The organism is Methylobacterium sp. Leaf117 (assembly GCF_001422985.1).
GTDB lineage: Bacteria > Pseudomonadota > Alphaproteobacteria > Rhizobiales > Beijerinckiaceae > Methylobacterium.
The window spans coordinates 140,058-163,319 of the sequence record NZ_LMNL01000037.1; the positions used below are offsets into that span (position 1 = coordinate 140,058).

Sequence of the window (23,262 nt, forward strand, 5' to 3'; positions counted from 1 at the left end):
TCATGCCGCCGTCGCTCCGCGGAAGGCGGCGACGTCGACGATCCGGGTCGCCACCGCCTCGCGCACGTCCGCATCGTGGAAGATGCCGAGGATGGCGGTGCCGGCGGCGCGCTTCTCGGCGATGAGGTCCACCACGACGGCACGGTTCTGCGCGTCGAGGGAGGCCGTCGGCTCGTCCATGAGGAGGATCGGCCGCTCGGCGATGAGGCCGCGGGCGATGTTCACCCGCTGCTGCTCGCCCCCCGAGAAGGTGGCGGGAGGCAGGGCCCACAGGCGCTCAGGCAGGTTGAGACGGGCCAGGAGGTCGCCCGCCCGGATGCGGGCCGCCTCGGGGCCGAGGCCGCCCTCGCGGCCGGCGGCCTCCACCACGGCGCGGGCGCTGACACGGGGAATCACCCGAAGGAACTGCGAGACGTAGGACAGGGTGGTGCGGCGAAGGCCCAGGATCTCACGCGGTGCGGCCGTGGCGAGGTCGACGATGCGGTCGCGATCGCGGACCCGGATGGCGCCGGCAGCGCAGCGGTAATTGCCGTAAGCCATCTTGAGGAGCGAGGACTTGCCCGCCCCCGAGGCGCCGCCGAGCACGACGCACTCGCCCGGATGGACCGCCAGGGTGGCGTCGGCGATCACCGGCAGCACGGAGCCGCCGCGCAGATGCAGGGTGAAGCTCTTGGCCACGTTGTCGAAAACCAGGAGGGGCATCGTTGCGTGAAGCGTCATGCGGCGAGCACCGAGGAGACGAGGAGCTGGGTGTAGGCGGCCTGGGGGTCGTCCAGGACCTGGTCGGTCAGACCGGTCTCGATCACCCGGCCCGCGCGCATGACGAGGACGCGGTGCGAGAGCAGGCGCGCCACGGCGAGGTCGTGGGTGACGATGATCACCGCGAGGCCGAGCTCGGCCACCAGACCCCGGATCATATCGAGGAGGCGGGCCTGGACCGAGACGTCGAGGCCCGAGGTCGGCTCGTCCATGAGCACGAGACGGGGCGCGGTGACGAGGTTGCGGGCGATCTGCAAGCGCTGGCGCATACCGCCGGAGAAGCGCGTCGGCGGATCGTCGACCCGGTCGGGGGCGATCTCGACGCGGGCGAGCCAGTCGAGGGCGGTGGCGCGGATGCGGCCGTAATGGCGGTCGCCCACCCCCATCAGGCGCTCGCCGACATTGCCGCCGGCGGAGACCGCCATGCGCAGGCCCTGGGTGGCGTCCTGGCGCACGAAGCCCCAATCCGTGCGCATCAGCGCGCGTCGGTCGACCACGCTCAACGCGTCGAGGTCACGCGTTTCGCCGTCGCGCATGCGGTAGGACACCGAGCCCGCATCGGCCGCGACCTCGCCGGCGATGAGCGACAGCAGGGTCGACTTGCCGGAGCCCGATTCGCCGACCACCGCCAGGACCTCGCCGGGGTCGAGGCTGAAGCCGATGCCGTCGCAGGCGAGGCGCCGGCCGTAGCGCTTGGTCAGGCCTTCGACGGTCAGGAGCGGTTCCATCACGCGGCCTCTCCGGTATGGCCGTCGGCGCGGCGGGTCTCGTCACGGCGGGTCTCAACACGGCGGGTCTCGCAATGATCGGTGTCCGAGCAGACGAACATCCGGCCGCCGGCATCGTCGAGGACGACCTCGTCGAGATAGACGCCTTCGGCGCCGCACAAGGCGCAGGGGCGGTCGAAGCTCTGGACCCGGAACGGATGGTCCTCGAAGTCGAGGCTGCGCACCCGGGTGTAGGGCGGGATCGCGTAGATGCGCTTCTCGCGGCCCGCCCCGAAGAGCTGGAGGGCGGGGCAGTCGTCCATCTTGGGGTTGTCGAATTTCGGCGTCGGGGAGGGGTCCATCACGTAGCGCCCGGCCACCTCCACCGGGTAGGCGTAGGTGGTGGCGATGTGGCCGTGGCGGGCGATGTCCTCGTAGAGCTTGACGTGCATCAGGCCGTATTCGGCCAACGCGTGGAGCTGGCGCGTCTCGGTCTCGCGCGGCTCGAGGAAGCGCAAGGGCTCGGGGATCGGCACTTGGTAGACGAGGACCTGACCCTCGGCGAGCGGCGCCTCCGGGATGCGGTGGCGGGTCTGGATCACCGTGGCGTCGGCCGTGCGGGTCGTGGTGGCGATGCCCGCGGTGGCGGTGAAGAAGCGCCGGATCGAGACCGCGTTGGTGGTGTCGTCGGCGCCCTGGTCGATCACCTTGAGGACGTCCGCGGCGCCCAGGATCGCGGCGGTGACCTGCACGCCGCCGGTGCCCCAGCCGTAGGGCATCGGCATCTCGCGGGCGGCGAAGGGCACTTGGTAGCCGGGGATCGCGATGGCCTTGAGGATGGCCCGGCGGATCATCCGCTTCGTCCCTTCGTCGAGATAGGCGAAGTTGTAGCCGGTGCCGGCCGAGACCGTGACGGAGAGGGGACCTTGCGGGTTCATTCGGCGGCCTCCGGCCAGGCGGATTCGTCCGGGACCGAATCGGCCGCCCGGGCGGCATGCTCGGCGCGCAGGCGCCGGACGAGATCGAGTTCGGCCTGGAAATCGACGTAGTGCGGCAGCTTCATGTGCTCGACGAAGCCCGTCGCCTGCAGGCTGTCGCAATGGGCCAGCACGAATTCCTGATCCTGGGCCGGCACCACCACGGGCTCGCCGAGCTCGGCGGCCCGGAGCGAGCGGTCCACCAGGGCCATCGCCATGGCCTTGCGCTCGCCCTGGCCGAAGACGAGGCCGTAGCCCCGGGTGAATTGCGGCGGCACCGCATCGCTGCCGTGGAACTGGTTGATCATCTGGCACTCGGTCAGATCGACCGCGCCGAGGCAGACCGGGAAGCCCAGCTCTTCCGGCGTGAATTCGAGCGCCACCGCCCCGACCCGGATCTCGCCGACGAAGGGGTGGGTGCGGCCGTAGCCGCGCTGCGTCGAGTAGCCGAGCGCCAGGATGAAGCCCTCGTCGCCCCGCGCCAGCCCCTGAAGGCGGACGGCCCGATCGGCGGGGTAGTCCACCGGCTCGCGGGTGAGGTCGCCGACGGGGGCGCCCGCGTCCGGGGGCGAGGGCTCGAGCAGCCCGGCCTGACCGAGGAGGTCGGTGACCCGTGGGCAGACGGCGGCGTCGGCCTCCGGCTCGGCCTCGGCGGCCGGCACCGGATCGGCGCCGTCGCCCAGGGCGAAATCCACGAGGCGGTGGGTGTAGTCGAAGGTCGGACCCAGCACCTGCCCGCCGGGCAGATCCTTGAAGGTGGCGGAGATGCGCCGCGTCAGCGTCATCGCGCCGGTGTCGACGGGCGCGGTGGCGCCGAAGCGCGGCAGCGTGGTGCGGTAGGCCCGCACCAGGAACACCGCCTCGACCACGTCGCCCCGGGCCTGCTTGAGGGCGAGGGCGGCGAGATCCGGATCGTAGAGCGAGCCCTCGGTCATCACCCGGTCGACCAGGAGGCGCATCTGCTCGCGGATCTGCGCCACGCCGAGATCGGGCACCGCCGGGTCGCCGCGCCGGGCCTCGGCCAGGAGCCGGTGAGCGTTGTCGATGGCGGCTTCGCCGCCCTTCACGGCTACGTACATGGGGACATCTCCGGGGCGACGGGACGGGTCGAGCGCGGGAGGCCGGCAAGGGACCCGGGGGCGACGAACAGGAGATCGAGGCCCAGGGGGAAGGCCGCGTGGTTCGCGGCCCAACGCGACGCCCAGTCGGCGGGCAGGGGCGACGCGTCGAACGATACGGTGCCGCGGATGCCCGGCCCCGCGAAGGCGGGGCCGCCTTCGTCGGACAGGGTCTCGACGGCGAGAATCAGCGTGGCGGAGGCATCCGGGTAGGCGGGGGTGCCGGGCGTGAAGTCCGTGAAGGCCGGGCAACGGGCCGGATCGGCGATCAGCGCGAAGGCGGCCCGATCCGGCGCGTCGACGAGCGGCGCCCCGGTGTGGAAGCGCAGGAAGGCGGCGACCGCCGGCTCGGCCCGGAGCGGTGCATCGAGCCAGACCGGCGTGTCGGCGTCGATGAGCGCCAGGGCCAGCGCCGCGAGTTCCGGCGTGAGCGGCGCCGGGGGCACCAGGGCGGTGGCCAGGGGGCGGAGGCGGCCGGGCCGGCTCAAGGCCTCCATCGCGGCGCGGAACACCGCCTGCCCCTCATGGACGGGATCGGCGAAGCCGCGGGCAAGAGTCCGAGTTTGGGAAAGAGTCTCGGCCTGGGTCTTGGCAAGGGCCTGGGTGTGAGTCTGAGCCATCAATCCTCTCCCCGCGCCAGGGTGAAGAAGTTCACCCGCGTCGCCGCGACCTTGCGGGCGGCCTGCGCCGCAGCCTCCGCCCGGCGTTCGGCGATGGCGGCCAGGGCCGCATCGAGGGCGGGCCGTGCCTCCGGGCGCTGCCAATGGGCATCCACGATGGCGGCGAGGCGGGCGCGGTCCCGGTCGCGGCCGAGATGGTAGGCGAAGCCGGTCTCGCCGCCGGGCAGGCGCACCGCCGCCCGGGTCACCGTGGCCTCGCCGGCGTTGAAGGGCCGGCCGTCGCCGCCGATTCGGCCGCGCACCATGACCAGTCCGGTCTCCGGCCGGCGCAGATCCTCGGCCACCGGGTTCGCGCCGGCCTGCGCCAGGGCCGCGTGCAGTTCGTCCAGGGTGGCCTGTCCGGCCCGAGCCATCGCGCGTTGCCGGGCGGCGGGGTCTGGCATCGGGGGCTCAGGTGGTGTTTGGCTGGCGCTCGGCATCGATCGGTCTCCAAACCTGTCTATACGTCTAGACAAGCGGATGAGCGGACGCAAGGGCTTTCGAGGACGTCATGCGGGCAATTCGTGCGAGCCATCCATGAATGAGGTGCGCGACACCGGCGTGACGGCCCTCCAGCGGGGCGCCGGCCTGGCGGCCTGGCGGCAGATCGCCGACGCTCTGGCGGAGGAGATCCGAAGCGGGGTCTTCGCCGCCGGGGGGCAACTGCCCTCGGAATCGGCGCTCGCCGCGCGCTTCGGCGTGAACCGGCACACGGTGCGCCGGGCGCTGGGCGTGCTTGCCGAGGGCGGGCTGGTCCGCACCACGCAGGGCAGGGGCAGCTTCGTGGAGCAGGGGCCGATCCCCTATCCGATCGGCCCGCGCACCCGATTCTCGGAGATCGTCTCGCGCACCGGCCGCGAGGCCTGGGGCGACCTGATCGCCGCCGCGACCGTGCCGGCCGATGCGGGCTGGGCCGAGGCCCTGGCGCTCGCCCCCGGCGTCCCGATCCTCGAATTGCTGACCGTGCACCGGGCCGACGGCGCGCCGATCTCGACGGCCCGCACCTGTCTGCCGCTGCCGCGCTTTGCCGGATTCGACGCGGCCTACGCCGGCAGCGGTTCGATCACCCGGGCGTATGCGGATTTCGGGGTCGCCGACTACACCCGGCTCTCGACCCGGATCGGCGCCCGCCCCGCCGAGGCGGAGGAGGCGTCGCGCCTCGACATCGCCCCCGGCCGCACCCTCATCGCCCTGTCGAGCGTGAACGTGGACGGGGCGGGCCTTCGCATCCAGGCCACCCGCAGCCTGTTCGCCGCCGACCGGGTGGAACTGGTGGTGGAGTGATCGGCGCCTGCGTGGCGCCTACGATCGTCACGCCTCTCGACGCGACGCGGCCCTCCTCCGAGCGGATCTCGGGCCTTCCCGCGATCCGCCGGGTCACCCAACCACCCCACTCCTGACCTCTCTCCACAAGGGGGAGAGCGACGCGTCGCGCTTCTTAAAACGTGGTCGAGCTTCCCAAAACGTGGATGTGTGAGTCCGCCCGGCGAGGAAGCGCGGTCTGGCTGGCACCCTCCGAGGCGATCAGCCGAATGTCGGATCGGACGGATTCGGGAGCTGGCGGTGGCCTGCGTCCCCGTATCCGCCGGCCTGATGCATCCCTGCCGGGGGGCTCGGCGTTCCGCTTGTCGCGCGCGACCGGCGCGCCGTCGTCGAGAGGAACCTTGCGGACCCATGGAGAGCGGACCCATGGAGCGCGACTGCGTCGTCATCGGCATCCACGGCCTGGCGAACAAGCCGCCCGCAGACGAGAAGACGCGCTGGTGGAAGGCGGCGGTCAGCGAGGGCCTCGCGCGCAACCAGGGCCTCGCGGAGCCTGCCTTCCGGTTCGAGTTCGTCTACTGGGCCGACCTCCGCTACGACGCGCCCCTGTCCGAGGACGGCAACCGCGAGCCGTACCGGCCCTATGATGGGACGGGCCCGCTGCCCGGCGGGGACGCGGCGCCGGTGCTCACCGCCAACGCCGTGCTGGCGCCGATCTATGCCGGGATCGATGCGGTCGAGGAGGCGACCGGCCTCACCCTCGTGGACGACGTGATCCTGGAGCATCGCTTCGACGACCTCTGGCACTACCACGCCGAGCGGGACTTCGCCCGCCGGGTCCGGGCGCGGCTGAGCGAGCGCCTGAGGGCGTTCCGCAGCCATCGCATCCTGCTGGTGGCGCACTCGATGGGATCGGTCATCGCCTACGACGTCTTGCGGATGCTGGAGCGGGAAGACCCCGCCCTGCGCATCGACCACCTCGTCACGGCGGCCTCGCCCCTGGGTCTGGCGAAGGTGAAGCTCAAGTTCGAGGGCGAGCACGGCCCGCTCCGCGTGCCGAACAACGTCGCGGCCTGGACGAACCTGGCCGATGGCGATGACGTGGTCGCCATCATGGGGTCCCTGGGTCCGGACTACGCTGCCAGCGAACGCGGCGTCGGCGTCGCGGACCAGCGGGTCGTCAACGGCTATCGGCGCCCCGACGGGACGCCGAACCCGCACAAGTCCTACGGCTATCTCCGGACGCCCGAATTCTCCGGAATCGCCGCGCGTTTCGTCGCCGACCGACCGGAGGCCGTATTGCCTGCCGGGGAAGGGGAGGGCCCCGCGGCACAGAAGAGGCCGCCCGCGAGGCAGGAGGACGCGGAGAGGAACGCGGGCATGACGGCCCTCGCTCAGACGGACGGCCCGGCCGCGACCTTGCCCCAGTTCGGCAGGGGGAAGGCCCGATCGTAGGCGAGATTGAAGACGAAGGCGTAGGCCACGTAGAAGGCCGCGATCGCCAGATCCATGAAGAAGGCCTCCATCAGGCCGATGCCGAGGTACCAGGCGATCGGCGGCAGCAGGATCATCAGCAGGCCCGCCTCGAACAGCACGGCATGCCCCACCCGCAGCAGGAGACTCTTGCGGGTGTGCCCGGTCAGCCGCTGCATCGACCGGTCGAAGCCGAGATTGTAGACGTAGTTCCAGGCCGTCGCGATCAGGGCGCTGCCGATGCCGATCACCCCCATGTCGGAGGCGTGCAGGCCGAACAGCACGGTGCCGAGCGGGATCATCAGGGACAACCCGAACAGCTCGAACAGGAGGGCGTGGCGGATACGGTCACGGGTGCTGCGCATGAAGGGGTCTCGAAAAGCCGCGTTGGTTGCGGGTCTTCTATCTGCGATAACCGGTTCGACAAGTTAGTAGGTATCTGAGGATCAGATAGATGGCCGTCTCGCTCGATCAGCTCCAGGCTTTCGTGGCGGCGGCCGAGGCCGGGTCCTTCTCCGGCGCCGCCCGAATGCTGCGGAAGGCGCAGTCGGCCGTCAGCACCCAGGTGGCGAATCTCGAGGCCGATCTCGGGGTTACGCTGTTCAACCGGGCGGGCCGCAACCCGGTGCTCACCCCGGCGGGGGAGCGGCTCCTGCTGGAGGCGCGGGTGGTGCTCGACCGGCGCGAGCACCTGATCGGCGTGGCCCGCAGCCTGGAGCAGCGGGTGGAAAACCGCCTCGTGGTGGCCATCGACGAGCTGTATCCGGAGCATGCCCTGGGCGCGCTCTTCGCCGACTTCGCCCGGCACTTTCCCTTCGTCGAACTCGAGCTGCTGTTCCCCCTGATGGAGGATGTCAGCCGCATGGTGCAGTCCGGCGCCGCCGATCTCGGGGTGATGTGGCGCCAGGAGGTGCTGCCCACGGAGCTTGGCTTCCAGACCATCGGCTGGGTGCCCCTCAAGCTCGTGTGCGGACGCGACCACCCGCTCGCCAAGGCGCGGGTGGAATGGGAGGAATTGAAGCGCCACCGCCAGATCCTGGTCGCCGCGCGCAGCGACGGGCCGGAGAAGCGCCGCCTGCGGGTGGCCGCCGAGGTGTGGTGGGTGGAGAGCCACTGGGTGATCCTGGAGCTGGTGAAGCACGGGATCGGCTGGGCCTTCGTCACCGACCACGTCATCGCCTCGTCGCTGACGGCGCCGTACCTCGTCACGCCGGACCTGCAGTTCGACGCGGGCGACTGGCCGATCGCCCTGGAACTGGTCTGGCACAAGCAGCGGCCCTGCGGCCCCGCCGCCGCCTGGCTGCGCGCGCGCTTCGCGGCCGAGCGGATCGGCCCCGTCTCGGGGGACAGCCTGCCGGGCTGACGGGGGAGGCCGGGATTCGGCGTTCGGGGTTCGGGGTTCGGCCTCAGCGCGCCGCGCCGCCGATCAGGGCCCGGCGCAGGCGTCCGGAGACGGCGTCGATGATCGCCACGGTGACGAGGATCATCAGGATCAGGAAGGCGACCTGGCGCAGTTCGAGGACGCGGATCAGCTCGGTGAGGTACTGGCCGATGCCGCCCGCGCCGACGATGCCGATGATGGTGGCCGAGCGGGTGTTCGATTCGAAGAAGTACAGCACCTGGCTGCCGAGTACCGGCAGCACCGCGGGAATCAGGCCGAAGCGGATGCGGTGCAATTCGGCCCCGCCGGAGGCGGAGACGCCCTCGCCGGCCTTGCCGTCGACGGTCTCGACGGCTTCCGAGAACAGCTTGCCGAGCGCCCCCACATCCGCGCACGCGATGGCGAGCGCCCCCGCGAAGGGGCCGAGCCCGACCACGTTGATCCAGATCAGCGCCCAGATCAGCACGTCGACGGAGCGCACCACGTCGAGGCCGCGCCGGACGGTGACATGCACGAACGGGTTCGGCACGACGTTGCGGGCGGCCAGGAATGCGATCGGAAAGGCCACGAGGGCCGCCGTCAGCGTGCCGATGAAGGCGATGCCGAGGGTCTCGGCCAAAGCCTGCAGGAAGGTCCAGGCCCGTCCGCCGGCCTCCGGCGGCAGCATCAGCAGGCTGAATTCGCCGAGGCGGCCGAGGCCGGCGAGCAGGCGGGCGGCGGAGAAATCGAGGCGCACCAGCGCGTAGCCCGACAGCGCCGCGAGGGCGGCGAGCGCCAGGCCCGCGACGAGGCGGCCGCGCCAGGCCGGGCGGAAGCTCTCCGGAAAGCGCTGCCGCAGGGCGGCGATCTCGGCCGGGCTCAGGTCGGGACCGGTCATCGCAGGCTTCCAAGGAGATGGTGGCGCAGGCGCTCGGTGCCGAGGTCGATCGCCATCACGGTGAGGATGATCAGGACCAGGATCGCGCTGACGTCGGCGTAGTAGAAGTTGCGGATCGCCACGAGCAGTTCCTGCCCGATGCCGCCGGCCCCGACGAAGCCCATGACGCCGGCGCCCCGCACGTTGATCTCGAAGCGCAGCAGCCCGTACGAGACGAAGTTCGACAGCACCTGCGGCAGCACGGCGAAGCGCAGGGTCTCGATCCGCCCGGCCCCGGCCGCGGTCAGGCTCTCCACCGGCTTCAGGTCGATGTTCTCGACGACCTCCGAGAACAGCTTGCCCAGCGCCCCCGTGCTGTGGATCGCCAGCGCCAGCACGCCCACCATCGGCCCGAGGCCGAAGGCGATGACGAACAGGAGCGCGAACACGATCTCCGGCACCGTGCGGCAGAATTCGAGCCCGCGCCGCACCAGGAAGCAGGTCGTCCGGCTTCCCGTGACGTTGGCGGCGGCGGAGAAGCACAGGCAGAACCCGGCGATCGCCCCCAACAGGGTTCCGAGATAGGCCATCAGCAGGGTCTCGCCCAGAAGCGCCAGCCATTTCGGCCAGCCCCAGTACCATTCGGCGAGATCGCCCCGCAGGTTCCCCAGGGTCAGGTGGGGCAGGATCTGGACGATGTAGTCGGTGAACCGGCCGATATGGGCCGCGAGCACGAGCGGGCGCACCTCGGCCGCCTGGGCGGCGAGGGCGGTGAGGACCGCGAGCACGGCGAGGCCGGCCCAGATCCGGCGCCGGGTCGCCGCGACGGCGCCGTCATAGGCCCCCGCCAGAAGGGCGGCTCGGTCCGGGGGCAAGGGCGTGATCCGCTCAGGCATCGGCCGTCACCGGCGGCTCACACGGGGTGCGCTCACGATTTGCGGCGCTGGTCGTCGTTGAACTTCAGCATCTCGATGACCGGCTGGTAGTCCTTCAGGGTCACGGGCGTGAGGCCCTGGTCCTTGCCGTCCGAGAGCCGGTCGAAGGCCGCCTTGTCGGCCGTGGGCAGGGCCACCAGGGCATCGCGGATCGTCGTCTTCAAGGCGTCCGGCAGGCTCGACAGCATGGCGAAGGGGCCCTCGGGCAGGAAGTCGGACTTGAACACCACGCGGAAATCGGCCTGGCTCATCGGCGTGCCGGCTGGCTTCTTCAGCATGCCCTTGGCGGCCATGCGGGTGACCATGGTGTCGGTGTCGGTGTTGTAGAGGTTGGCGGCGGCGTCCACCGTGCCCTGCACCAGGGCGAGAACCGCGTTCTCGTGGCTGCCGGCATAGACGGTCTTGCCGAAGAAGGTGTCGACCGGGTAGCCGGCCTTGCTCAGGAAGAAGCGCGGCGCCTGGTTGCCGGAGGTGGAATTGGGGTCGACCAGCGCAAGGTTCTTGCCCTTCAGGTCCTCGATCGTCCTGTAGGGGCTGTCGGCGCGCACGTAGATCACCGAGTAGTAGCCCGAGGCGCCGGTGTTGTGGCGCTGGTTGACGATGGGCTCGACCTTGACGCCGGTCATCACCGCGCGGGCGAAGGAGGCGGGGCCGTAGAAGGCGAGCTGGGCGTTGCCGGCGCGCTGGCTCTCGATCACGGCGGCGTAGTCGTTGGCGATGCGCAGCTTGACCGGCACGCCGAGGGCCTTCGACAGATAGGCGGTCATCGGCGCGTAGCGATCGGTGGTGCCCGACGCGTTCTCGGCGGGGATCACCGCCAGGGTCAGTTCCGGATAGGCCACCTTCCAGTCCTGCGCGGCGGCGGGAGCGGCGAGGAGGGCGAGCGCGAGGGCTCCGGCGAGGGATCGACGGGTCAGCATGGCAATCTTCCGGATGGTTGACTTCAGGATCAGGCGACGAGGGCGGCAGGGTAGGGCGCGCGGCGGGCGGGCGCGGGCGCGTCCATGACCTCGCCGGCCTCCAGCCCGTAGAGCTGGCGGGCGACGTCCTCGGTCAGGTCGGCGGGGGCGCCGTCGAACACGAGACGGCCATCGGCGAGGCCGACGAGGCGGTCGCAATAGGTGCGGGCGAGATCGAGGGAATGCAGGTTGCACAGCACGGTGATGCCGTGGCGCTGGTTGGCCTCGGCGAGGGCGTCCATGACGATGCGGGTGTTGCGCGGGTCGAGGGAGGCCACGGGCTCGTCGGCCAGGATCAGGTCGGGGGCCTGCATCATCGCCCGCGCGATGGCGACGCGCTGCTGCTGGCCGCCGGAGAGCTGGTCGGCCCGGTGGCCGGCGAAGTCGCCCATGCCGAAGGCGTCGAGGGCGGCCAGCGCCAGGGCGCGCTCACGCTCGGACCAGAGCTTGAGCAGCGAGCGGTGCCGGGGCACCTCGGAAAGCCGGCCCATCAGGACGTTGCTGAGCACGTCGAGGCGGCCGACGAGGTGAAACTGCTGGAAGATCATGGCGCAGCGGGTGCGCCAGCGCCGCAGGTCGCGGCCCTTGAGGCCGGTGACGTCGAGGCCGTCGAACAGGATGCGGCCGCCGGTCGGCTCCGCCAGGCGGTTGATCATCCGCAGCAGGGTCGACTTGCCGGCCCCGGAGCGCCCGATCACACCGACGAAGCGGCCCCGGGGAATGGCGAGCGAGACGCCGTCCACGGCGCGGCGGTCGCCGTAGCGGCGCGTCAGATCTTCGAGGATCAGCATGCGGGTATCCGGCTATTCACGATGAACGTCGGTAAACCCGTCCCGCGCGACAGGTTCATGACAGTTGTTCGGCTAAACGAAAGACGGAGTCAGGTGTCTTCGCCTTCGTAGCGCTCGAGGAAAGCTTCGATACCAAGGGACCGGAAGTCTGGCATGGCACGGCCCAGGCGCGCGTGGTCCCAGTCCCACCAGGCCAAAGCTTGCAGACGCTCGGCGATCGCTTCCGGAAAGCGGCGGCGCACGACGCGGCCCGGATTGCCGACCACGATGGTGTAGGGTGCGACATCCCGGGTCAGGATCGTGCCGGCGCCCACCACCGCCCCGGTGCCGACGGTGCGCCCGGCCAGGATCACGGCCCCGTGGCCGATCCAGACATCGTGGCCGATGGTGACCGGCAGGGCGCGGCGCCGGGCGAAGAAGGCCGGTTCGTCCTGCGCTTCCCCCGGCCAGTAGGCGCTGGCCCGATAGGTGAAGTGGGATTGCGAGGCCCGCTCCATCGGGTGGTTGCCGGGGTTGATCCGCACGTGCGAGGCGATCGAGCAGAACCTGCCGACAGTGGCATAGTTCGCCTGCCCGTCCTCGGCGATGTAGGAATAATCGTCGAGATGCGTCTCGCTGAGGCGGGTGCGCGCGCCGACCTCGGTGTAGCGGCCGAGGCGGCAATCCCAGAGCTGAGCCGTGGGGTGGACGGCCGGTTCGAGGCCGAGGCGGTCGGAGACCATCGGGTGTTCCTTCAGGGGCGGAAGGGGAGGCGGCGCAACAGGTGGAACGGCGCGGCGCCGGCCTGTCCGACCACGCTGACCCCATCGATCACGAGGTCCGGAAGACCGGCGGCGGCCTCGGCCAGAACGGGCAGGGCGGCCGCCCGCGCCTCCGGATTCAGCCGCTCCGTCAGCGTCATGTGGAAGCGGAAGGCCTCGAACACGTGCGGGTAGCCCCAGCGCTCCAGCAGCGCCCGGCCGCGCGGGTCGAGGCGTTCGGGACGGCGGCGGGCCCGCTCGGCGTCGGTCAGGGGCGCGCGCAGGGGATCAAGGGCGGCGACGCACTCGGCGGCGAGAAGGCTGAGGGCGGGGGGCGCTGCTGCCGGCACCAGAGCGAGGAAATCGCCGAGGGCGGCCACCCGCAGGGGACCGGCGGGCAGGGGCGCCCGGTGCGCCGCCAGGGCCTCGGCGGCCGCGAAGACATCGGCTTCGGTCATGCCCGGACGGAGCCGCATCGGCGCCTTCAAGGTGGCGTGGAAGCCGTAGACGCGCGGCGCGGCGGTGTGGGCGGCGACGAGATCCGCGAGCGCCCCGGGCACGGGCACGGGCACGGAACCTAGCCCTAGACCGGGACCGAGGATCGCGTCCCCGAAAGCGGCCAGAGCCGAGCCCGGAGCGGGCGTGAAGTAGAGAGCGTATCGGTCCAACGAGGGGTGTCCCGGACGGCGCGAGAGGTGCCGAAGCGCGCATACTACCTGGGCCGGACGTTGATATGACAATCGTTGCGCCGCCCTTGGCGCGCTGGGGCATGACGCCGGTGTCCGGTCGCAGGCACAGATACGCCCCGGTCCTGGCGGGGCTGGCGCTCGGCGCCGGCGCGACCTGCGCGCAGGCCGCGGGCGATGCGCCCACGCGCCGCTTCAGCGTCGTCTATGGGTTGAGCGTCCTCAACCTGCAGGCCGGCGAAGCCACCCTGGTCGTCGAGCGGGCCGGAGACCGCTACGCCCTCGAACTCGACGCGGCTCTGCACGGGCTCGCGGGCGTCTTCTTCGACGGTGCCGGCAGGGCCGTGGTCGCCGGATCGACGACCCGCACCGGCGCGGTGACCGCCACCTTCCGGGTCGACAGCCGCTACGGCGGCAAGCCGGTCGCGGTCGCGCTGGATCTCGCCGGCGGCCGCGTGCGCAGCGCCAGCGTCGAGCCGCCTCCGGCCCCGCGCACGGACCGCGTCCCGGTGGCGCCGGAGGACCGGGTCGGCGTGGTCGATCCCCTGACCATGCTGACGATTCCGCTCGGCCCTGCTCCCCTGGAGCCAGGCCTGTGCGACCGGCGCATCGCCGTCTTCGACGGGGCGACGCGTGCCGACCTGGTGCTGTCCCGCGGCACTCTCGTGGCGGTGACCGAGGGCGCCTACCAGGGCCCCGCTCTCGCGTGCCGGGTGCGCTGGGTGCCGATCTCCGGGCACCGCTCGGGCGGCAGCAATGTCCGGCGCATGGCCGACAACGACGAGATCCGGGTGCGTTTCGCGCCGATCCTCGACGGGACGCTGCTGCTGCCGGTGTCGATCACGGTCGCCACCGGCTGGGGCACGGTGCACATCGAGGCGACGCGCTGGGGCGGCCCGCCGTCGGCCTCGGCCGATGCGCCCGCCGAAGCGCAGGCGCAGGGTGGGGCGCAGGCCGGCCGGCCCGGCGTCACGGTGCGGCTGCCGAACGCCCGCTAGGAACGTGGCCGGAACCCGGGCCTGCGCGACGTCGTCGTGCCGCGCCGCACGCCCCGTGGTGGAACGGCGCTCCCTCCGCCGCGTTCGCCCCGCGACGCAGCACAGGAGACGCCTGACATGGCCAATGCGATGGTCCACGACATCTTCAGCGGCACCCCGAACCTGACCACCACGGAACGCGCCGTCTCGGTGGTCCTCGGCCTCGGCATCGCGGCCGCCGCCGCGCAGCCGCGCCCGAACAAGTGGCTCAGCCTTGCGGCCCTCGTGGTCGGCGCCGGCCTCGCCATCCGGGGCGCTACCGGCCACTGCGCCGTCAAGGCCGTGACCGAGGCCTGAGAACGACCGGGCGCAGAGGCCGGCCTCTGCGCCCTCTCGACCGGACAGAAATCCCGTCGGACACGAAAAAGGGGCGCCTCGGTGAGGCGCCCCGTCTCGTTCGACCTTTCGGATCCGGGTGGGATCAGAGCGTGGTGGTCGAGCGACGGCCCTGAATGAAGCCGTAGATCGCCAGGACCACGATGGCACCGACGACGGCGCCGATGAGGCCCGCGCCCTGGTTGGGCCCGTACCAGCCGAGCGCCTGGCCCAGGAAGGTGGCGACGAAGGCGCCGACGATGCCGAGGATCGTGGTCAGGATGAAGCCGCCCGGCTCATTGCTGCCCGGCATGATGAACTTGGCGATAACACCGGCCAGGAAACCGATGATGATGGTCCAGATGATACCCATGAGCTGATCCTCGAACTTTTTGGCCGAACCCTCTGGGTCGGACTTCCCTGGCCGTGACGGCTGGCTGTGTCGCCTTGGCCTCTGCCTGGGGTGAGAACGCCGCACCCGTGGGATGAGTTGCGCTGCGGCACGCGACTTTGTCGTGTTGCGTCCAAGGGATCGCGCGCCGGGCCTCTTTACGCTCGGGCACCCGGCGCGGCACAACGCTGGGCCGGACGTCCCGGCGCCACGGGGCGCCGGTCCGGCATGTGAAAGGCACGTATTCCCGCCATGACGATCCAGGCCACGCCGATCCAGCGCTTCGAATCCGGTCCCCGCATGAGCCAGGCCGTCACCTACGGCGACATGGTGTTCCTCGCCGGCCAGGTCGCCGGGACCGTGGTGGGCGCCGGCGTCACCGCGCAGACCCAGGAGATCCTGGGCGAGATTGACCGCCTGCTGGCGGCCGCCGGCACCGACAAGAGCCGCATCCTCACCACCACGATCTATCTGGCCGACATCGCCACCTTCGCGGAGATGAACGCCGCCTGGGATGCCTGGGTGCCCCAGGACAACCCGCCCGCCCGCGCCACCGTGGAGGCCAAGCTCGCCGCCCCCGAATACCTGGTCGAGATCGTGGTGGTCGCCGCGAAAGGACAGGCATGATCCGAGCCGGCACCCGCCGCGCGCTCCTCTCCGGGGGGATCTCCGCCGCAGGGCTGATCGCCGGGGCGCTCGCCGCCCTGGCGCTCGGCCTGCCCGGGGCCCGCGCCGAGACGGCCGCGCCGAAGGGCGAGCGCGTCGTCAACATCTACAACTGGTCGGACTACATCGACCCGAAGGTGCTGGAGGCCTTCACCCGGGAGACCGGCATCAAGGTCGTCTACGACACCTACGACAACAACGAGATCCTCGAGACCAAGCTGCTGGCCGGGCGCTCGGGCTACGACGTGGTGGCGCCCTCCGGGCCGTTCCTGCAGCGGCTGATCCGGGCGGGCGTGTTCCAGCCCCTCGACAAGGCGAAGATCCCCAACCTCGTCCATGCCTGGCCCGAGATCGCCGCGCGGCTCGCCACCTACGACCCCGGCAACACCTACGCGGTCGACTACATGTGGGGCACCACCGGCCTCGGCGTGAACCTCGCCCTGGTGCGTGAGCGCCTGGGGGCGAACCAGCCCCTCAACACCTGGAGCCTCGTCCTCAACCCGGGCCTGATGGCCAAGCTCAAGGATTGCGGCGTGATGCTGCTCGATTCGCCCGAGGACCTGATCCCGAGCCTGCTGCCGTTCTACGGCCTCAAGCCGGATTCCAAGCGCTGGGACGACATCTCCCAGGTCACCGACGCGCTGTTCAAGGTGCGGGGCTCGGTGCGCAAGTTCCACTCGTCGGAATACATCAACGGGCTGGCCAACGGCGACCTCTGCCTCGCGGTCGGCTATTCCGGCGACATGATGCAGGCCCGCAAGCGCGCCGAGGAGGCCAAGAACGGCGTCGAGATCGGCTACTTTATTCCGCGCGAGGGCGCGCTGATGTGGTTCGACGCCTTCGCGATCCCGAAGGACGCGCCCCATCCGGCCGAGGCCCACAGCTTCCTCGACTACATGATGCGACCCGAGGTGGCGGCGGCCAACACCAACTTCGTCTCCTATGCCAGCGGCAACGGCGCGGCCAAGGCATTCGTCAAGCCCGAGATCCTGGCCAATACCGGAATCTACCCGGACGAGGCGACGATGCAGCGCCTGTCCACCAACACCGCCTGGGACGACCGCACCCAGCGCTTCGTCACCCGGAGCTGGACCCGGGTGCGCACCGGGCGCTGAGGCCCGGCTGAAACGCGCAACGGCGGCCCCGCGGGGCCGCCGTTCTCCTGTCCGAACCGGGATGGCGACGTTCAGTTGCTGGCGAGGTGCGGCATCGGGTCGACCGGGGTCGCGCCCTTGCGGATCTCGAAGTGGAGCTGGGGCGAGGTCACGTTGCCGGAGGCACCGGACTTGGCGATGGTCTGGCCGCGCTTCACCTTCTCGCCCGGACGCACGTCGAGCTCGCCGTTGTGGGCGTAGGCCGAGACGTAGCCGTTGGAGTGCCGCACCAGGACGAGCTTGCCGTAGCCCTTCACGTCGGAGCCCGCATACGCCACGGTGCCGTCCTCGGCCGCCTTCACCGCCGTGCCCTCGGGCACCGAGATGTTGATGCCCTCGTTGCCGGAGGTGCCGTAGCCGGAGATCACCCGGCCCTTGGCGGGCCAGCGGAACGACTGCTCGGGAGCGGCGACCGACCCGGTGCTGGCCGGCTCGGCCTTGGGCTGCTCCACTGCGGCGACCTTCACGGGCGCCTTCGTGGCTTCCTTGTCCTTGGCAGCGGTCTCGGCGGCCTTCGCCTCGGCGACCTTGCGGGCCGCGTCCTTGGCGGCTTCCGCCTTGGCGAGCTTGGCTTCGGCGAGCTTGGCCTCGGCCTCGGCGGCCTTCGCCTTCTTGGACGCCTCCTTCGCGGCCTCCTTGGCGGCATCGGCCTTGGCCGTATCGGCCTTCACTTCGGCCTTGGCGTCCTTGATCTCGATCTTGCGGACCGGCTTGTCGTCGGCCTTGGCGACCTGTCCGGGTCGGACATGGCCCTTGCGGGCCTCGGCCAGCTTGGCAGCCTCGGCGGCCTTGTCCGCGGTCCGGCGCGCCTCGGCGAGCTTGGCGGCGCCCGCGGCCTTCTCGGCGGTCTTCTCCGCACTCTTGCGGGCCTCGGCGGCCTTGGCGGCTTCCACGAGCCTGCGGGCCTCGGTGAGCTTGGCGGCCTCGGCCTCGCGCTTGGCCTCGGCGGCTTCGGCTTCGCGGCGGGCTTCGGCGGCGCGCTTCTCGGCGGCGCGGTCGATCATCTTCGGGGCCGGTGCGGCGGGGGCGGCGCGGGTGCTCATCCGGGCCGCATCGGGGTTCATGCCCGACACCGCCGACGCCGTCATGCCGCCGCCGGAACTCATGCCCCCCGAAACCGGCTCGGTGGAGGCGAGGCGGGTGGTCTGGGGGCGGGCCGCGACCGGAGCCGCCGCCATCGGGCGGGGCGACATGCCCGCGCCCGGAGCCCCGAGGGCCTGGGACTGGATGCGGCTGGTCCGCACCACCGGTGCCGGGGCGATCTCGCCCTCCGGCAGGCTGCCCGTCGCGGCGGGCTCGCTCGACAGGTTCGAGGCGAAGGGGTTGCCGAAAGGATCGCCCAAACGGGACGCATCCGAAGAACAGGCGGCCGCACCGCCTCCAATCACACCGATGAGAGCGAAACGCGACAGCGTCCTCAATCCCCGACCAGTCCCGCGAACCCGCATCGACGCACCTGTTTGCCTGACGCAACTTGATGACGTCATTCAAACCGGATTCAGGTTAAGCAACCGTTCCGATTCACCACGTTTGCGCGATGATCGGACCGGCGCGGAAACCTTTCGGCCTACAGGACGCAAGCGCGGCCGGGGGTGAGCGGAGCGAGCCGCAGGGCCGCGCCGGGGCGATTTTCGAGGCTGCCGTCCGCCATCCGGGTCCAGGTGACGAGGCCGGCCGCCTCCGGCCGCCCGACCGGGGCGACGAGGCGTCCGCCGGGTGCGAGCAGGCCGGCGAAGTGGTCGGGAATCGCCGGGACGGTTCCGTTGAGCAGGATGCGGTCGAAAGGCTCCGCCCCCCGCAGGGTCGCCGGATGCAGGCCGTCCCCGAGGATGATGTCGGCGAGCACCCGGTCCTCTGGCACCAGGTTGTCGCGGGCGTCGTCCGCCAGGGTGGCGTAGCGCTCGAGGCTGTGGACATGGGCGGCGCCCAGCCGCAGCAGCAGGGCGGTGACGTAGCCCGAGCCGGTGCCGATCTCGAGGATCCGGGCGCCCGGGCGCAGGGCCAGCGCCTTCAGCATCGCCGCCACCGTGGTCGGCGCCGTCATGGTCTGGCCGCAGGGCAGCGGAAGGGCGAGGTCGCGCCGGGCGAGGTCGCGGTAATGGGCGGGGGCGAAGCGCTCGCGCGGCACCCGCTCCATCGCCCGCAGGGTGTCGGTGTCGCGCACGCCACGGCCGCGCAGGGCCATGACGAAGGCCGCGTCCTCGATCGAGCCCTCGTGCATCATGGCTGGCTCTCGACCGGTTCCGCGCCCGTCGCCCTACGCGGCGAAGCCCTGCGCCGAGAACCCTTGCGCGAAGCGCGTCAGGCTCGGCTCATCGGTGAGGTCGAGGCGCAGCGGCGTGACCGAGATGCGCTTCTCCGCGATGGCCTTGAGGTCGGTGCCGTGGCCGGGCTGGAAGGTGGCCTTGGCGAAGGCGAGCCAGAAATAGGGATTGCCGCGCCCGTCCTGGCGGGCATCGATCTGGAGCAGGGCCTGGTTGCGGAACCCCTGCGCGGTCACGGCCGTGCCCACGACCTCCTCCGGCTCGCAATCCGGGAAGTTCACGTTGACGACGATGCCGGGCTCGATCCCGATGTCGAGGATCTTGCGGACGACCCCGGGGCCGTGCTCGGCCGCGCAGTGCCACTTGATGGCGCCGCGCCCGCCGGCCCCGTAGGCCTGGCTCAGCGCGATGGAGCGCACGTTGAGGATCGTCCCCTCCATCGCCGCCGCGATGGTGCCCGAATAGGTCACGTCCTCGGCGACGTTCTGGCCGCGGTTGACGCCCGAGAGCACGAGGTCCGGCCCGTGGTCCTTGAGGATGTGGCGCACGCCCATGATCACGCAGTCGGACGGCGTACCCTTCACGGCGAAGCGCTTCTCGGCGACCTGGCGCAGGCGCAGGGGGTCGTTCAGCGACAGCGAGTGCGACACGCCGGACTGGTCGGTCTCGGGTGCGACCACCCAGACGTCGTCCGAGATGGCGCGGGCGATCCCCTCCAGGGTCTCGAGCCCCGGCGCGTGAATGCCGTCGTCGTTGGTGACGAGAATGCGCATCAGCTCTTGAACCCCTCGATCCGGTCGATCCCGCCCATATAGGCCTTCAGCACCGACGGCACCGTGACGCTGCCATCCGGGTTCTGGTAGTTTTCCATCACGGCGATGAGCGCCCGGCCGACCGCGACGCCGGACCCGTTGAGGGTATGGACGAACTGGACCGCCTTGCCGTCCCGGGCACGGACGCGCGCGTTCATCCGTCGCGCCTGGAAGTCGCCGCAGACCGAGCAGGACGAGATCTCCCGGAAGGTCTCCTGGCCCGGCATCCAGACCTCGATGTCGTAGGTCTTCTGGGAGGCGAAGCCCATGTCGCCGGTGCAGAGGGTCATGATCCGGTAGGGCAGGTCGAGCTTCTTCAGCACCGCCTCGGCCGAGCCGAGCATGCGTTCGTGCTCCGCGGCCGACTGCTCCGGATTGGTGATCGAAACCAGCTCGACCTTGTTGAACTGGTGCTGGCGCAGCATGCCGCGGGTGTCGCGCCCCGCCGACCCGGCCTCGGCCCGGAAGCACGGGGTCAGGGCGGTGAAGCGCAGGGGAAGCTCCTCCTCGTGCAGAATGCTTTCGCGGACGAGGTTGGTGAGGGGGACTTCCGCCGTGGGGATGAGCCAGTGCTCGCCCGCCTGGAACTGGTCGTCCCGGAACTTCGGCAACTGCGCCGTGCCGAACATCGCCTCGTCGCGCACCAGGATCGGCGGCGCCACCTCGGTGTAGCCGTGCTCGCCCGTGTGCAGGTCGAGCATGAACTGCCCCAGCGCCCGCTCCAGGCGGGCGAGCTGGCCTTTCAGCACCACGAAGCGGGCGCCGGACATCCGCGCGGCGGCCTCGAAATCCATCAGGCCGGAGGCTTCGCCGAGTTCGAAATGCTGCTTTCCGGTGGCAAGCTGCGGCCGGTGGGCCGTGAAGCGGCGGTACTCGACGTTGCCGTGCTCGTCGGCGCCCTCGGGCACCTCCGGGTTCGGGCGATTCGGGATCGCGGCGAGGCGGTCGTCGAGCGTCCTGGCGGCCTCCGCTTGGGCCGTCTCCAGGGCCGGTGCCGCGTCCTTCAGGCGGGCGACCTCGGCCATGAGGTCCTGCGCCCGGGCCTCGTCCCGGGCCTTCTTGGCGCCGCCGATCTCCTTGGCCAGGGCGTTGCGGCGCTCCTGGTTGGCCTGCGCGGCCGAGATCGCGGATTTGCGCTGGTCGTCCAGGTCGATGAGTTCGACGGCGAGCGGCGCCAGCCCGCGCCGGCGCAGGGCGTCATCGAAGGCGTCCGGGTTCTCGCGGATGGCGCGGATGTCGTGCATGGGCTCGGCTCGTACGATGCGAGCCCGACGCTTAGCCGCATCGGCCCCGGCCCGACAAGGTCGGGTGGGCCATGCCGGCCCCGCTCATGGGACCGAATCTCAGACGAACGGCGTCGTCTTTCCGGGACTGCGAAGCAGGGCCCGGAAAGACGACGCGGGCGGCAAAACCGGCGTCTTGGAATTCGGGCCGGGACACCACGGGAGGTTTGGATCCCGACGCGCTACTGCGCCCGGATCTGGCGCTCGGCCGCCTTGTCCTCGGCGCGGCCGTAATTGATGAAGAACAGATTGCCCTCCACGGCGCGCCCCTTCTGCAGGTTCGAGAGCTGCACCGTGGTCTGGTAGCCCTGCGGATCGGTGATCCGCCACTGGCTCAGGGTCTTCACCTCGGCATCGAAGAACAGCTGGATCTTCGAGGTGCCGCCCAGCGTGGAGCGGTCCTCCAGGGAAAGGCGCAGGCCGCCCGGATCGTTGGCCACGTCGATCACGGAGAGGTCGCGGGCGAGGTCGATCTTTTCGCGCAGCAGGAATTTCAGGGGCGTCTGCGAGATGAAGTAGAGGTCCTGGGTCCCGAGCTTGCGGTCCTTGACCGCCACCGAGGTCCCGTCGGCCACGATCTCCAGGGGGGAGGGCTGGTCGTAGTCGAAGCGCAGGCGGCCGGGTTTGGCCAGGGTCAGCTTGCCGCCGATGCGGCGCCCGTCCGGGCCGATCTGAATGAAGTTGCCGGTGAGCGTGGTCATGCCGTTGAAGTAGGCGTTGGCCTGCGCGATCACGGTGGCGTCGTCCGCCTCCGGCGCGATGGCGGCGGCGGGCGCGCCCACGGCCGCGACCTTGGCACCAGCCTTCGGATCGCCGGCCTTCGGATCGGTGGACTTCGAATCAGCGGACTTGGACTCCGCCTTGGCCTTGGCCGCAGCGGCCTTGTCGGCGGCCACCTTGTCCGACGGCTTGGCGGCCTTCGGCGCCTGGGCCACGGGCTTCTTCGGCGGGGCGGCGGGAGCCGCCGGGGCGGGCTCGGGCTCCGGTTCCGGCGCGGGGGCCGGCTGCTCCTTGCGGCCGAACAGGCCGTCGAGGAACGAGGAGACCTGGGCGGAGGCCGGCTGCGGCAGGGCGAGACCCGCCGCCAGGACGAGCAGCGGACCGGCGGCGAGGCGGTGACGGCGGCCGATCATCGGGACGCTCCCTTGAGGCGATTCACGGATTGTGCGGGCGACGCCCGCTTAGAAGCCGGCCCTGTGGCGAATATGCGACGGGTGGGATCGGGCATCGACCGAAGGCAGGACACCGGACGATCCCGAAGCCAGCGACGCCCCCCACGCAGTCCAGGAAGCGCGATGCCGATGGCGCCCCACCGTCATTCCGGGGCGCCGCAGGCGAGCCCGGCCCCGAAGGGGCGCGCCAGCGGCGCGCGATCCGGAACCGCCGACAGCGTCAAATTTTGCGCACCCCATGTGTCCGGATCCCGGGCTCCGCGACGCGGCCCCGGGATGACGGATCGTGCCGGACAGGGTCCGGTACGCGAGGTCTGTGGCTCAATCGTCGTAATCCATCATGCCGGAAGCGGCGTGGCCGCCCTCCATCAGGATCTCGCGCTTGCCGGCATGGTTGGCCGGGCCGACGATGCCCTCGATCTCCATCCGCTCCATGATCGAGGCGGCGCGGTTGTAGCCGATCTGGAGGCGGCGCTGGATGTAGCTGGTCGAGGCCTTGCGGTCGCGCATCACCACCTGCACCGCCTGGTCGTAGAGTTCGGCGCCGGGATCGATGCCGCCGCTGCTCGCATAGGCGCCGGCGTCGAAGATCGGGGCGTCGGTGTCCTCGATCTCGTTCGACGGGGCCTTCTCGGCCCGGTCGGCCTTGTCCGCCTTCGCGCCCTTGGTCGGCTTCTCGTCGCCGCTGCCGTCGTCGGCGGTGACGGCCTCGAGGTAGGACGGCCGGCCCTGGCGCTTGAGGTGGGCGACCACGCTCTCGACTTCGGAATCCGAGCAGAACGGACCGTGCACGCGCGTCGTGCGCCCGCCGCCGGCCATGAACAGCATGTCGCCCTGGCCCAGCAGCTGCTCGGCGCCCATCTC

At 71.1% G+C, this 23,262-nt stretch carries 27 protein-coding genes; 7 read left to right on the plus strand and 20 right to left on the minus strand.

From position 1 onward, the window contains the following. Genes phnL through phnG form a run of 6 tightly spaced genes read right to left on the minus strand, consistent with a single transcriptional unit; the run spans position 1 to position 4,624 of the window. Complete coding sequence (gene phnL, locus ASF57_RS20910; protein WP_056486963.1) at positions 1-720, minus strand: phosphonate C-P lyase system protein PhnL; 720 nt, start codon at positions 718-720, stop codon at positions 1-3. Next, entirely contained in the window at positions 717-1,487 is a 771-nt protein-coding gene (phnK, locus tag ASF57_RS20915) for a phosphonate C-P lyase system protein PhnK (protein ID WP_056185275.1), read from the minus strand. The genes phnL and phnK overlap by 4 nt, the downstream gene beginning before the upstream one ends. After that, on the minus strand, positions 1,487-2,404 hold the full coding sequence (locus tag ASF57_RS20920; RefSeq protein WP_056486967.1) for an alpha-D-ribose 1-methylphosphonate 5-phosphate C-P-lyase PhnJ: 918 nt from the start codon (positions 2,402-2,404) through the stop codon (positions 1,487-1,489). The genes phnK and ASF57_RS20920 overlap by 1 nt, the downstream gene beginning before the upstream one ends. Further along, entirely contained in the window at positions 2,401-3,522 is a 1,122-nt protein-coding gene (locus ASF57_RS20925) for a carbon-phosphorus lyase complex subunit PhnI (RefSeq protein ID WP_056185280.1), read from the minus strand. The genes ASF57_RS20920 and ASF57_RS20925 overlap by 4 nt, the downstream gene beginning before the upstream one ends. Further along, positions 3,513-4,181 carry a phosphonate C-P lyase system protein PhnH gene (gene phnH / locus ASF57_RS20930; protein ID WP_082504248.1) on the minus strand — a complete coding sequence of 223 codons (669 nt, stop codon included), beginning with the start codon at positions 4,179-4,181 and terminating at the stop codon, positions 3,513-3,515. The genes ASF57_RS20925 and phnH overlap by 10 nt, the downstream gene beginning before the upstream one ends. Then, a complete protein-coding gene (gene phnG, locus ASF57_RS20935) occupies positions 4,181-4,624 on the minus strand; it encodes a phosphonate C-P lyase system protein PhnG (RefSeq protein WP_082504250.1) in 444 nt (147 codons plus the stop codon). The genes phnH and phnG overlap by 1 nt, the downstream gene beginning before the upstream one ends. Before the next feature lie 133 nt (positions 4,625-4,757). Here phnG and phnF point away from each other — a divergent pair, with 133 nt between their 5' ends. Then, positions 4,758-5,504 (plus strand): phosphonate metabolism transcriptional regulator PhnF, encoded by a 747-nt coding sequence (phnF, locus tag ASF57_RS20940; protein WP_056486974.1) that lies wholly within the window; start codon positions 4,758-4,760, stop codon positions 5,502-5,504. A gap of 390 nt (positions 5,505-5,894) precedes the next feature. Further along, on the plus strand, positions 5,895-6,938 hold the full coding sequence (locus tag ASF57_RS20945; RefSeq protein WP_244477051.1) for a hypothetical protein: 1,044 nt from the start codon (positions 5,895-5,897) through the stop codon (positions 6,936-6,938). On the opposite strand, the gene ASF57_RS20950 is transcribed toward ASF57_RS20945, so the two are convergent. Continuing rightward, complete coding sequence (locus tag ASF57_RS20950) at positions 6,878-7,321, minus strand: PACE efflux transporter (protein WP_056486977.1); 444 nt, start codon at positions 7,319-7,321, stop codon at positions 6,878-6,880. The two genes, ASF57_RS20945 and ASF57_RS20950, sit on opposite strands and share 61 nt — an antisense overlap. A gap of 89 nt (positions 7,322-7,410) precedes the next feature. Here ASF57_RS20950 and ASF57_RS20955 point away from each other — a divergent pair, with 89 nt between their 5' ends. Then, positions 7,411-8,319, plus strand: a complete 909-nt coding sequence (locus tag ASF57_RS20955; protein WP_056486981.1) for a LysR family transcriptional regulator — start codon at positions 7,411-7,413, stop codon at positions 8,317-8,319. A 43-nt stretch (positions 8,320-8,362) separates the two neighbouring features. Here ASF57_RS20955 and phnE (ASF57_RS20960) read toward each other — a convergent pair whose 3' ends face one another. The 6 genes from phnE (ASF57_RS20960) to ASF57_RS20985 all read right to left on the minus strand — a co-directional run bounded on the left by phnE (ASF57_RS20960) (position 8,363) and on the right by ASF57_RS20985 (position 13,286). Beyond that, a complete protein-coding gene (gene phnE, locus ASF57_RS20960; protein WP_056486984.1) occupies positions 8,363-9,214 on the minus strand; it encodes a phosphonate ABC transporter, permease protein PhnE in 852 nt (283 codons plus the stop codon). Then, positions 9,211-10,089 (minus strand): phosphonate ABC transporter, permease protein PhnE, encoded by an 879-nt coding sequence (gene phnE, locus ASF57_RS20965; protein ID WP_056486988.1) that lies wholly within the window; start codon positions 10,087-10,089, stop codon positions 9,211-9,213. The genes phnE (ASF57_RS20960) and phnE (ASF57_RS20965) overlap by 4 nt, the downstream gene beginning before the upstream one ends. A 32-nt stretch (positions 10,090-10,121) precedes the next feature. Then, positions 10,122-11,048 (minus strand): phosphonate ABC transporter substrate-binding protein, encoded by a 927-nt coding sequence (gene phnD, locus ASF57_RS20970; protein ID WP_056486991.1) that lies wholly within the window; start codon positions 11,046-11,048, stop codon positions 10,122-10,124. 29 nt (positions 11,049-11,077) lie between these two features. Further along, complete coding sequence (gene phnC, locus ASF57_RS20975; RefSeq protein WP_056486994.1) at positions 11,078-11,878, minus strand: phosphonate ABC transporter ATP-binding protein; 801 nt, start codon at positions 11,876-11,878, stop codon at positions 11,078-11,080. A gap of 89 nt (positions 11,879-11,967) precedes the next feature. After that, complete coding sequence (locus ASF57_RS20980; RefSeq protein WP_056486999.1) at positions 11,968-12,600, minus strand: DapH/DapD/GlmU-related protein; 633 nt, start codon at positions 12,598-12,600, stop codon at positions 11,968-11,970. An 11-nt stretch (positions 12,601-12,611) separates the two neighbouring features. Then, the gene (locus tag ASF57_RS20985) at positions 12,612-13,286 is read right to left on the minus strand and encodes a DUF1045 domain-containing protein (protein WP_056487002.1); all 675 of its coding nucleotides are present in this window, start codon (positions 13,284-13,286) and stop codon (positions 12,612-12,614) included. Positions 13,287-13,351: 65 nt separating this feature from the next. Here ASF57_RS20985 and ASF57_RS20990 point away from each other — a divergent pair, with 65 nt between their 5' ends. Both ASF57_RS20990 and ASF57_RS20995 read left to right on the plus strand, forming a co-directional pair. Continuing rightward, entirely contained in the window at positions 13,352-14,302 is a 951-nt protein-coding gene (locus tag ASF57_RS20990; protein ID WP_244477052.1) for a DUF3108 domain-containing protein, read from the plus strand. Positions 14,303-14,419: 117 nt separating this feature from the next. Beyond that, the gene (locus tag ASF57_RS20995; protein WP_056487005.1) at positions 14,420-14,638 is read left to right on the plus strand and encodes a DUF2892 domain-containing protein; all 219 of its coding nucleotides are present in this window, start codon (positions 14,420-14,422) and stop codon (positions 14,636-14,638) included. Positions 14,639-14,762: 124 nt separating this feature from the next. Here the strand turns inward: ASF57_RS20995 and ASF57_RS21000 are convergent, their stop codons facing one another. Beyond that, positions 14,763-15,029: a GlsB/YeaQ/YmgE family stress response membrane protein gene (locus tag ASF57_RS21000; protein WP_056185315.1), complete on the minus strand. Its 267-nt coding sequence runs from the start codon at positions 15,027-15,029 to the stop codon at positions 14,763-14,765. A 270-nt stretch (positions 15,030-15,299) separates the two neighbouring features. Between ASF57_RS21000 and ASF57_RS21005 the strand changes: the two genes are divergently transcribed. Continuing rightward, on the plus strand, positions 15,300-15,674 hold the full coding sequence (locus tag ASF57_RS21005) for a RidA family protein (RefSeq protein ID WP_056487008.1): 375 nt from the start codon (positions 15,300-15,302) through the stop codon (positions 15,672-15,674). Then, positions 15,671-16,828: a polyamine ABC transporter substrate-binding protein gene (locus ASF57_RS21010; protein ID WP_056185321.1), complete on the plus strand. Its 1,158-nt coding sequence runs from the start codon at positions 15,671-15,673 to the stop codon at positions 16,826-16,828. The genes ASF57_RS21005 and ASF57_RS21010 overlap by 4 nt, the downstream gene beginning before the upstream one ends. Before the next feature lie 71 nt (positions 16,829-16,899). Here ASF57_RS21010 and ASF57_RS21015 read toward each other — a convergent pair whose 3' ends face one another. From ASF57_RS21015 to ASF57_RS27085, 6 genes are all read right to left on the minus strand, one after another. Further along, positions 16,900-18,315, minus strand: a complete 1,416-nt coding sequence (locus ASF57_RS21015) for a M23 family metallopeptidase (protein WP_056487010.1) — start codon at positions 18,313-18,315, stop codon at positions 16,900-16,902. A gap of 119 nt (positions 18,316-18,434) precedes the next feature. Beyond that, a complete protein-coding gene (locus ASF57_RS21020) occupies positions 18,435-19,091 on the minus strand; it encodes a protein-L-isoaspartate O-methyltransferase (protein ID WP_056487013.1) in 657 nt (218 codons plus the stop codon). Positions 19,092-19,124: 33 nt separating this feature from the next. Beyond that, positions 19,125-19,904 carry a 5'/3'-nucleotidase SurE gene (surE, locus tag ASF57_RS21025; protein WP_056185331.1) on the minus strand — a complete coding sequence of 260 codons (780 nt, stop codon included), beginning with the start codon at positions 19,902-19,904 and terminating at the stop codon, positions 19,125-19,127. Next, positions 19,904-21,187, minus strand: coding sequence for a serine--tRNA ligase (serS, locus tag ASF57_RS21030; RefSeq protein WP_056487016.1), 1,284 nt, complete (start codon positions 21,185-21,187; stop codon positions 19,904-19,906). The genes surE and serS overlap by 1 nt, the downstream gene beginning before the upstream one ends. Positions 21,188-21,408: 221 nt before the next feature. After that, on the minus strand, positions 21,409-22,359 hold the full coding sequence (locus tag ASF57_RS21035; protein WP_056487019.1) for an outer-membrane lipoprotein carrier protein LolA: 951 nt from the start codon (positions 22,357-22,359) through the stop codon (positions 21,409-21,411). A gap of 360 nt (positions 22,360-22,719) precedes the next feature. Next, positions 22,720-23,262: DNA translocase FtsK (locus ASF57_RS27085; RefSeq protein WP_280138770.1), on the minus strand; the 543-nt coding region annotated here is incomplete at its 5' end.

What these genes read in the sequence shown, in the direction of transcription:
- phnL (WP_056486963.1), bottom strand. Translation starts at nt 720, where the DNA reads ATGACGCTTCACGCAACGATGCCCCTCCTGGTTTTCGACAACGTGGCC.
- phnK (WP_056185275.1), bottom strand. Translation starts at nt 1,487, where the DNA reads ATGGAACCGCTCCTGACCGTCGAAGGCCTGACCAAGCGCTACGGCCGG.
- ASF57_RS20920 (WP_056486967.1), bottom strand. Translation starts at nt 2,404, where the DNA reads ATGAACCCGCAAGGTCCCCTCTCCGTCACGGTCTCGGCCGGCACCGGC.
- ASF57_RS20925 (WP_056185280.1), bottom strand. Translation starts at nt 3,522, where the DNA reads ATGTACGTAGCCGTGAAGGGCGGCGAAGCCGCCATCGACAACGCTCAC.
- phnH (WP_082504248.1), bottom strand. Translation starts at nt 4,181, where the DNA reads ATGGCTCAGACTCACACCCAGGCCCTTGCCAAGACCCAGGCCGAGACT.
- phnG (WP_082504250.1), bottom strand. Translation starts at nt 4,624, where the DNA reads ATGCCAGACCCCGCCGCCCGGCAACGCGCGATGGCTCGGGCCGGACAG.
- phnF (WP_056486974.1), top strand. Translation starts at nt 4,758, where the DNA reads ATGAATGAGGTGCGCGACACCGGCGTGACGGCCCTCCAGCGGGGCGCC.
- ASF57_RS20945 (WP_244477051.1), top strand. Translation starts at nt 5,895, where the DNA reads ATGGAGAGCGGACCCATGGAGCGCGACTGCGTCGTCATCGGCATCCAC.
- ASF57_RS20950 (WP_056486977.1), bottom strand. Translation starts at nt 7,321, where the DNA reads ATGCGCAGCACCCGTGACCGTATCCGCCACGCCCTCCTGTTCGAGCTG.
- ASF57_RS20955 (WP_056486981.1), top strand. Translation starts at nt 7,411, where the DNA reads ATGGCCGTCTCGCTCGATCAGCTCCAGGCTTTCGTGGCGGCGGCCGAG.
- phnE (WP_056486984.1), bottom strand. Translation starts at nt 9,214, where the DNA reads ATGACCGGTCCCGACCTGAGCCCGGCCGAGATCGCCGCCCTGCGGCAG.
- phnE (WP_056486988.1), bottom strand. Translation starts at nt 10,089, where the DNA reads ATGCCTGAGCGGATCACGCCCTTGCCCCCGGACCGAGCCGCCCTTCTG.
- phnD (WP_056486991.1), bottom strand. Translation starts at nt 11,048, where the DNA reads ATGCTGACCCGTCGATCCCTCGCCGGAGCCCTCGCGCTCGCCCTCCTC.
- phnC (WP_056486994.1), bottom strand. Translation starts at nt 11,878, where the DNA reads ATGCTGATCCTCGAAGATCTGACGCGCCGCTACGGCGACCGCCGCGCC.
- ASF57_RS20980 (WP_056486999.1), bottom strand. Translation starts at nt 12,600, where the DNA reads ATGGTCTCCGACCGCCTCGGCCTCGAACCGGCCGTCCACCCCACGGCT.
- ASF57_RS20990 (WP_244477052.1), top strand. Translation starts at nt 13,352, where the DNA reads ATGACAATCGTTGCGCCGCCCTTGGCGCGCTGGGGCATGACGCCGGTG.
- ASF57_RS20995 (WP_056487005.1), top strand. Translation starts at nt 14,420, where the DNA reads ATGGCCAATGCGATGGTCCACGACATCTTCAGCGGCACCCCGAACCTG.
- ASF57_RS21000 (WP_056185315.1), bottom strand. Translation starts at nt 15,029, where the DNA reads ATGGGTATCATCTGGACCATCATCATCGGTTTCCTGGCCGGTGTTATC.
- ASF57_RS21005 (WP_056487008.1), top strand. Translation starts at nt 15,300, where the DNA reads ATGACGATCCAGGCCACGCCGATCCAGCGCTTCGAATCCGGTCCCCGC.
- ASF57_RS21010 (WP_056185321.1), top strand. Translation starts at nt 15,671, where the DNA reads ATGATCCGAGCCGGCACCCGCCGCGCGCTCCTCTCCGGGGGGATCTCC.
- ASF57_RS21015 (WP_056487010.1), bottom strand. Translation starts at nt 18,315, where the DNA reads ATGCGGGTTCGCGGGACTGGTCGGGGATTGAGGACGCTGTCGCGTTTC.
- ASF57_RS21020 (WP_056487013.1), bottom strand. Translation starts at nt 19,091, where the DNA reads ATGATGCACGAGGGCTCGATCGAGGACGCGGCCTTCGTCATGGCCCTG.
- surE (WP_056185331.1), bottom strand. Translation starts at nt 19,904, where the DNA reads ATGCGCATTCTCGTCACCAACGACGACGGCATTCACGCGCCGGGGCTC.
- serS (WP_056487016.1), bottom strand. Translation starts at nt 21,187, where the DNA reads ATGCACGACATCCGCGCCATCCGCGAGAACCCGGACGCCTTCGATGAC.
- ASF57_RS21035 (WP_056487019.1), bottom strand. Translation starts at nt 22,359, where the DNA reads ATGATCGGCCGCCGTCACCGCCTCGCCGCCGGTCCGCTGCTCGTCCTG.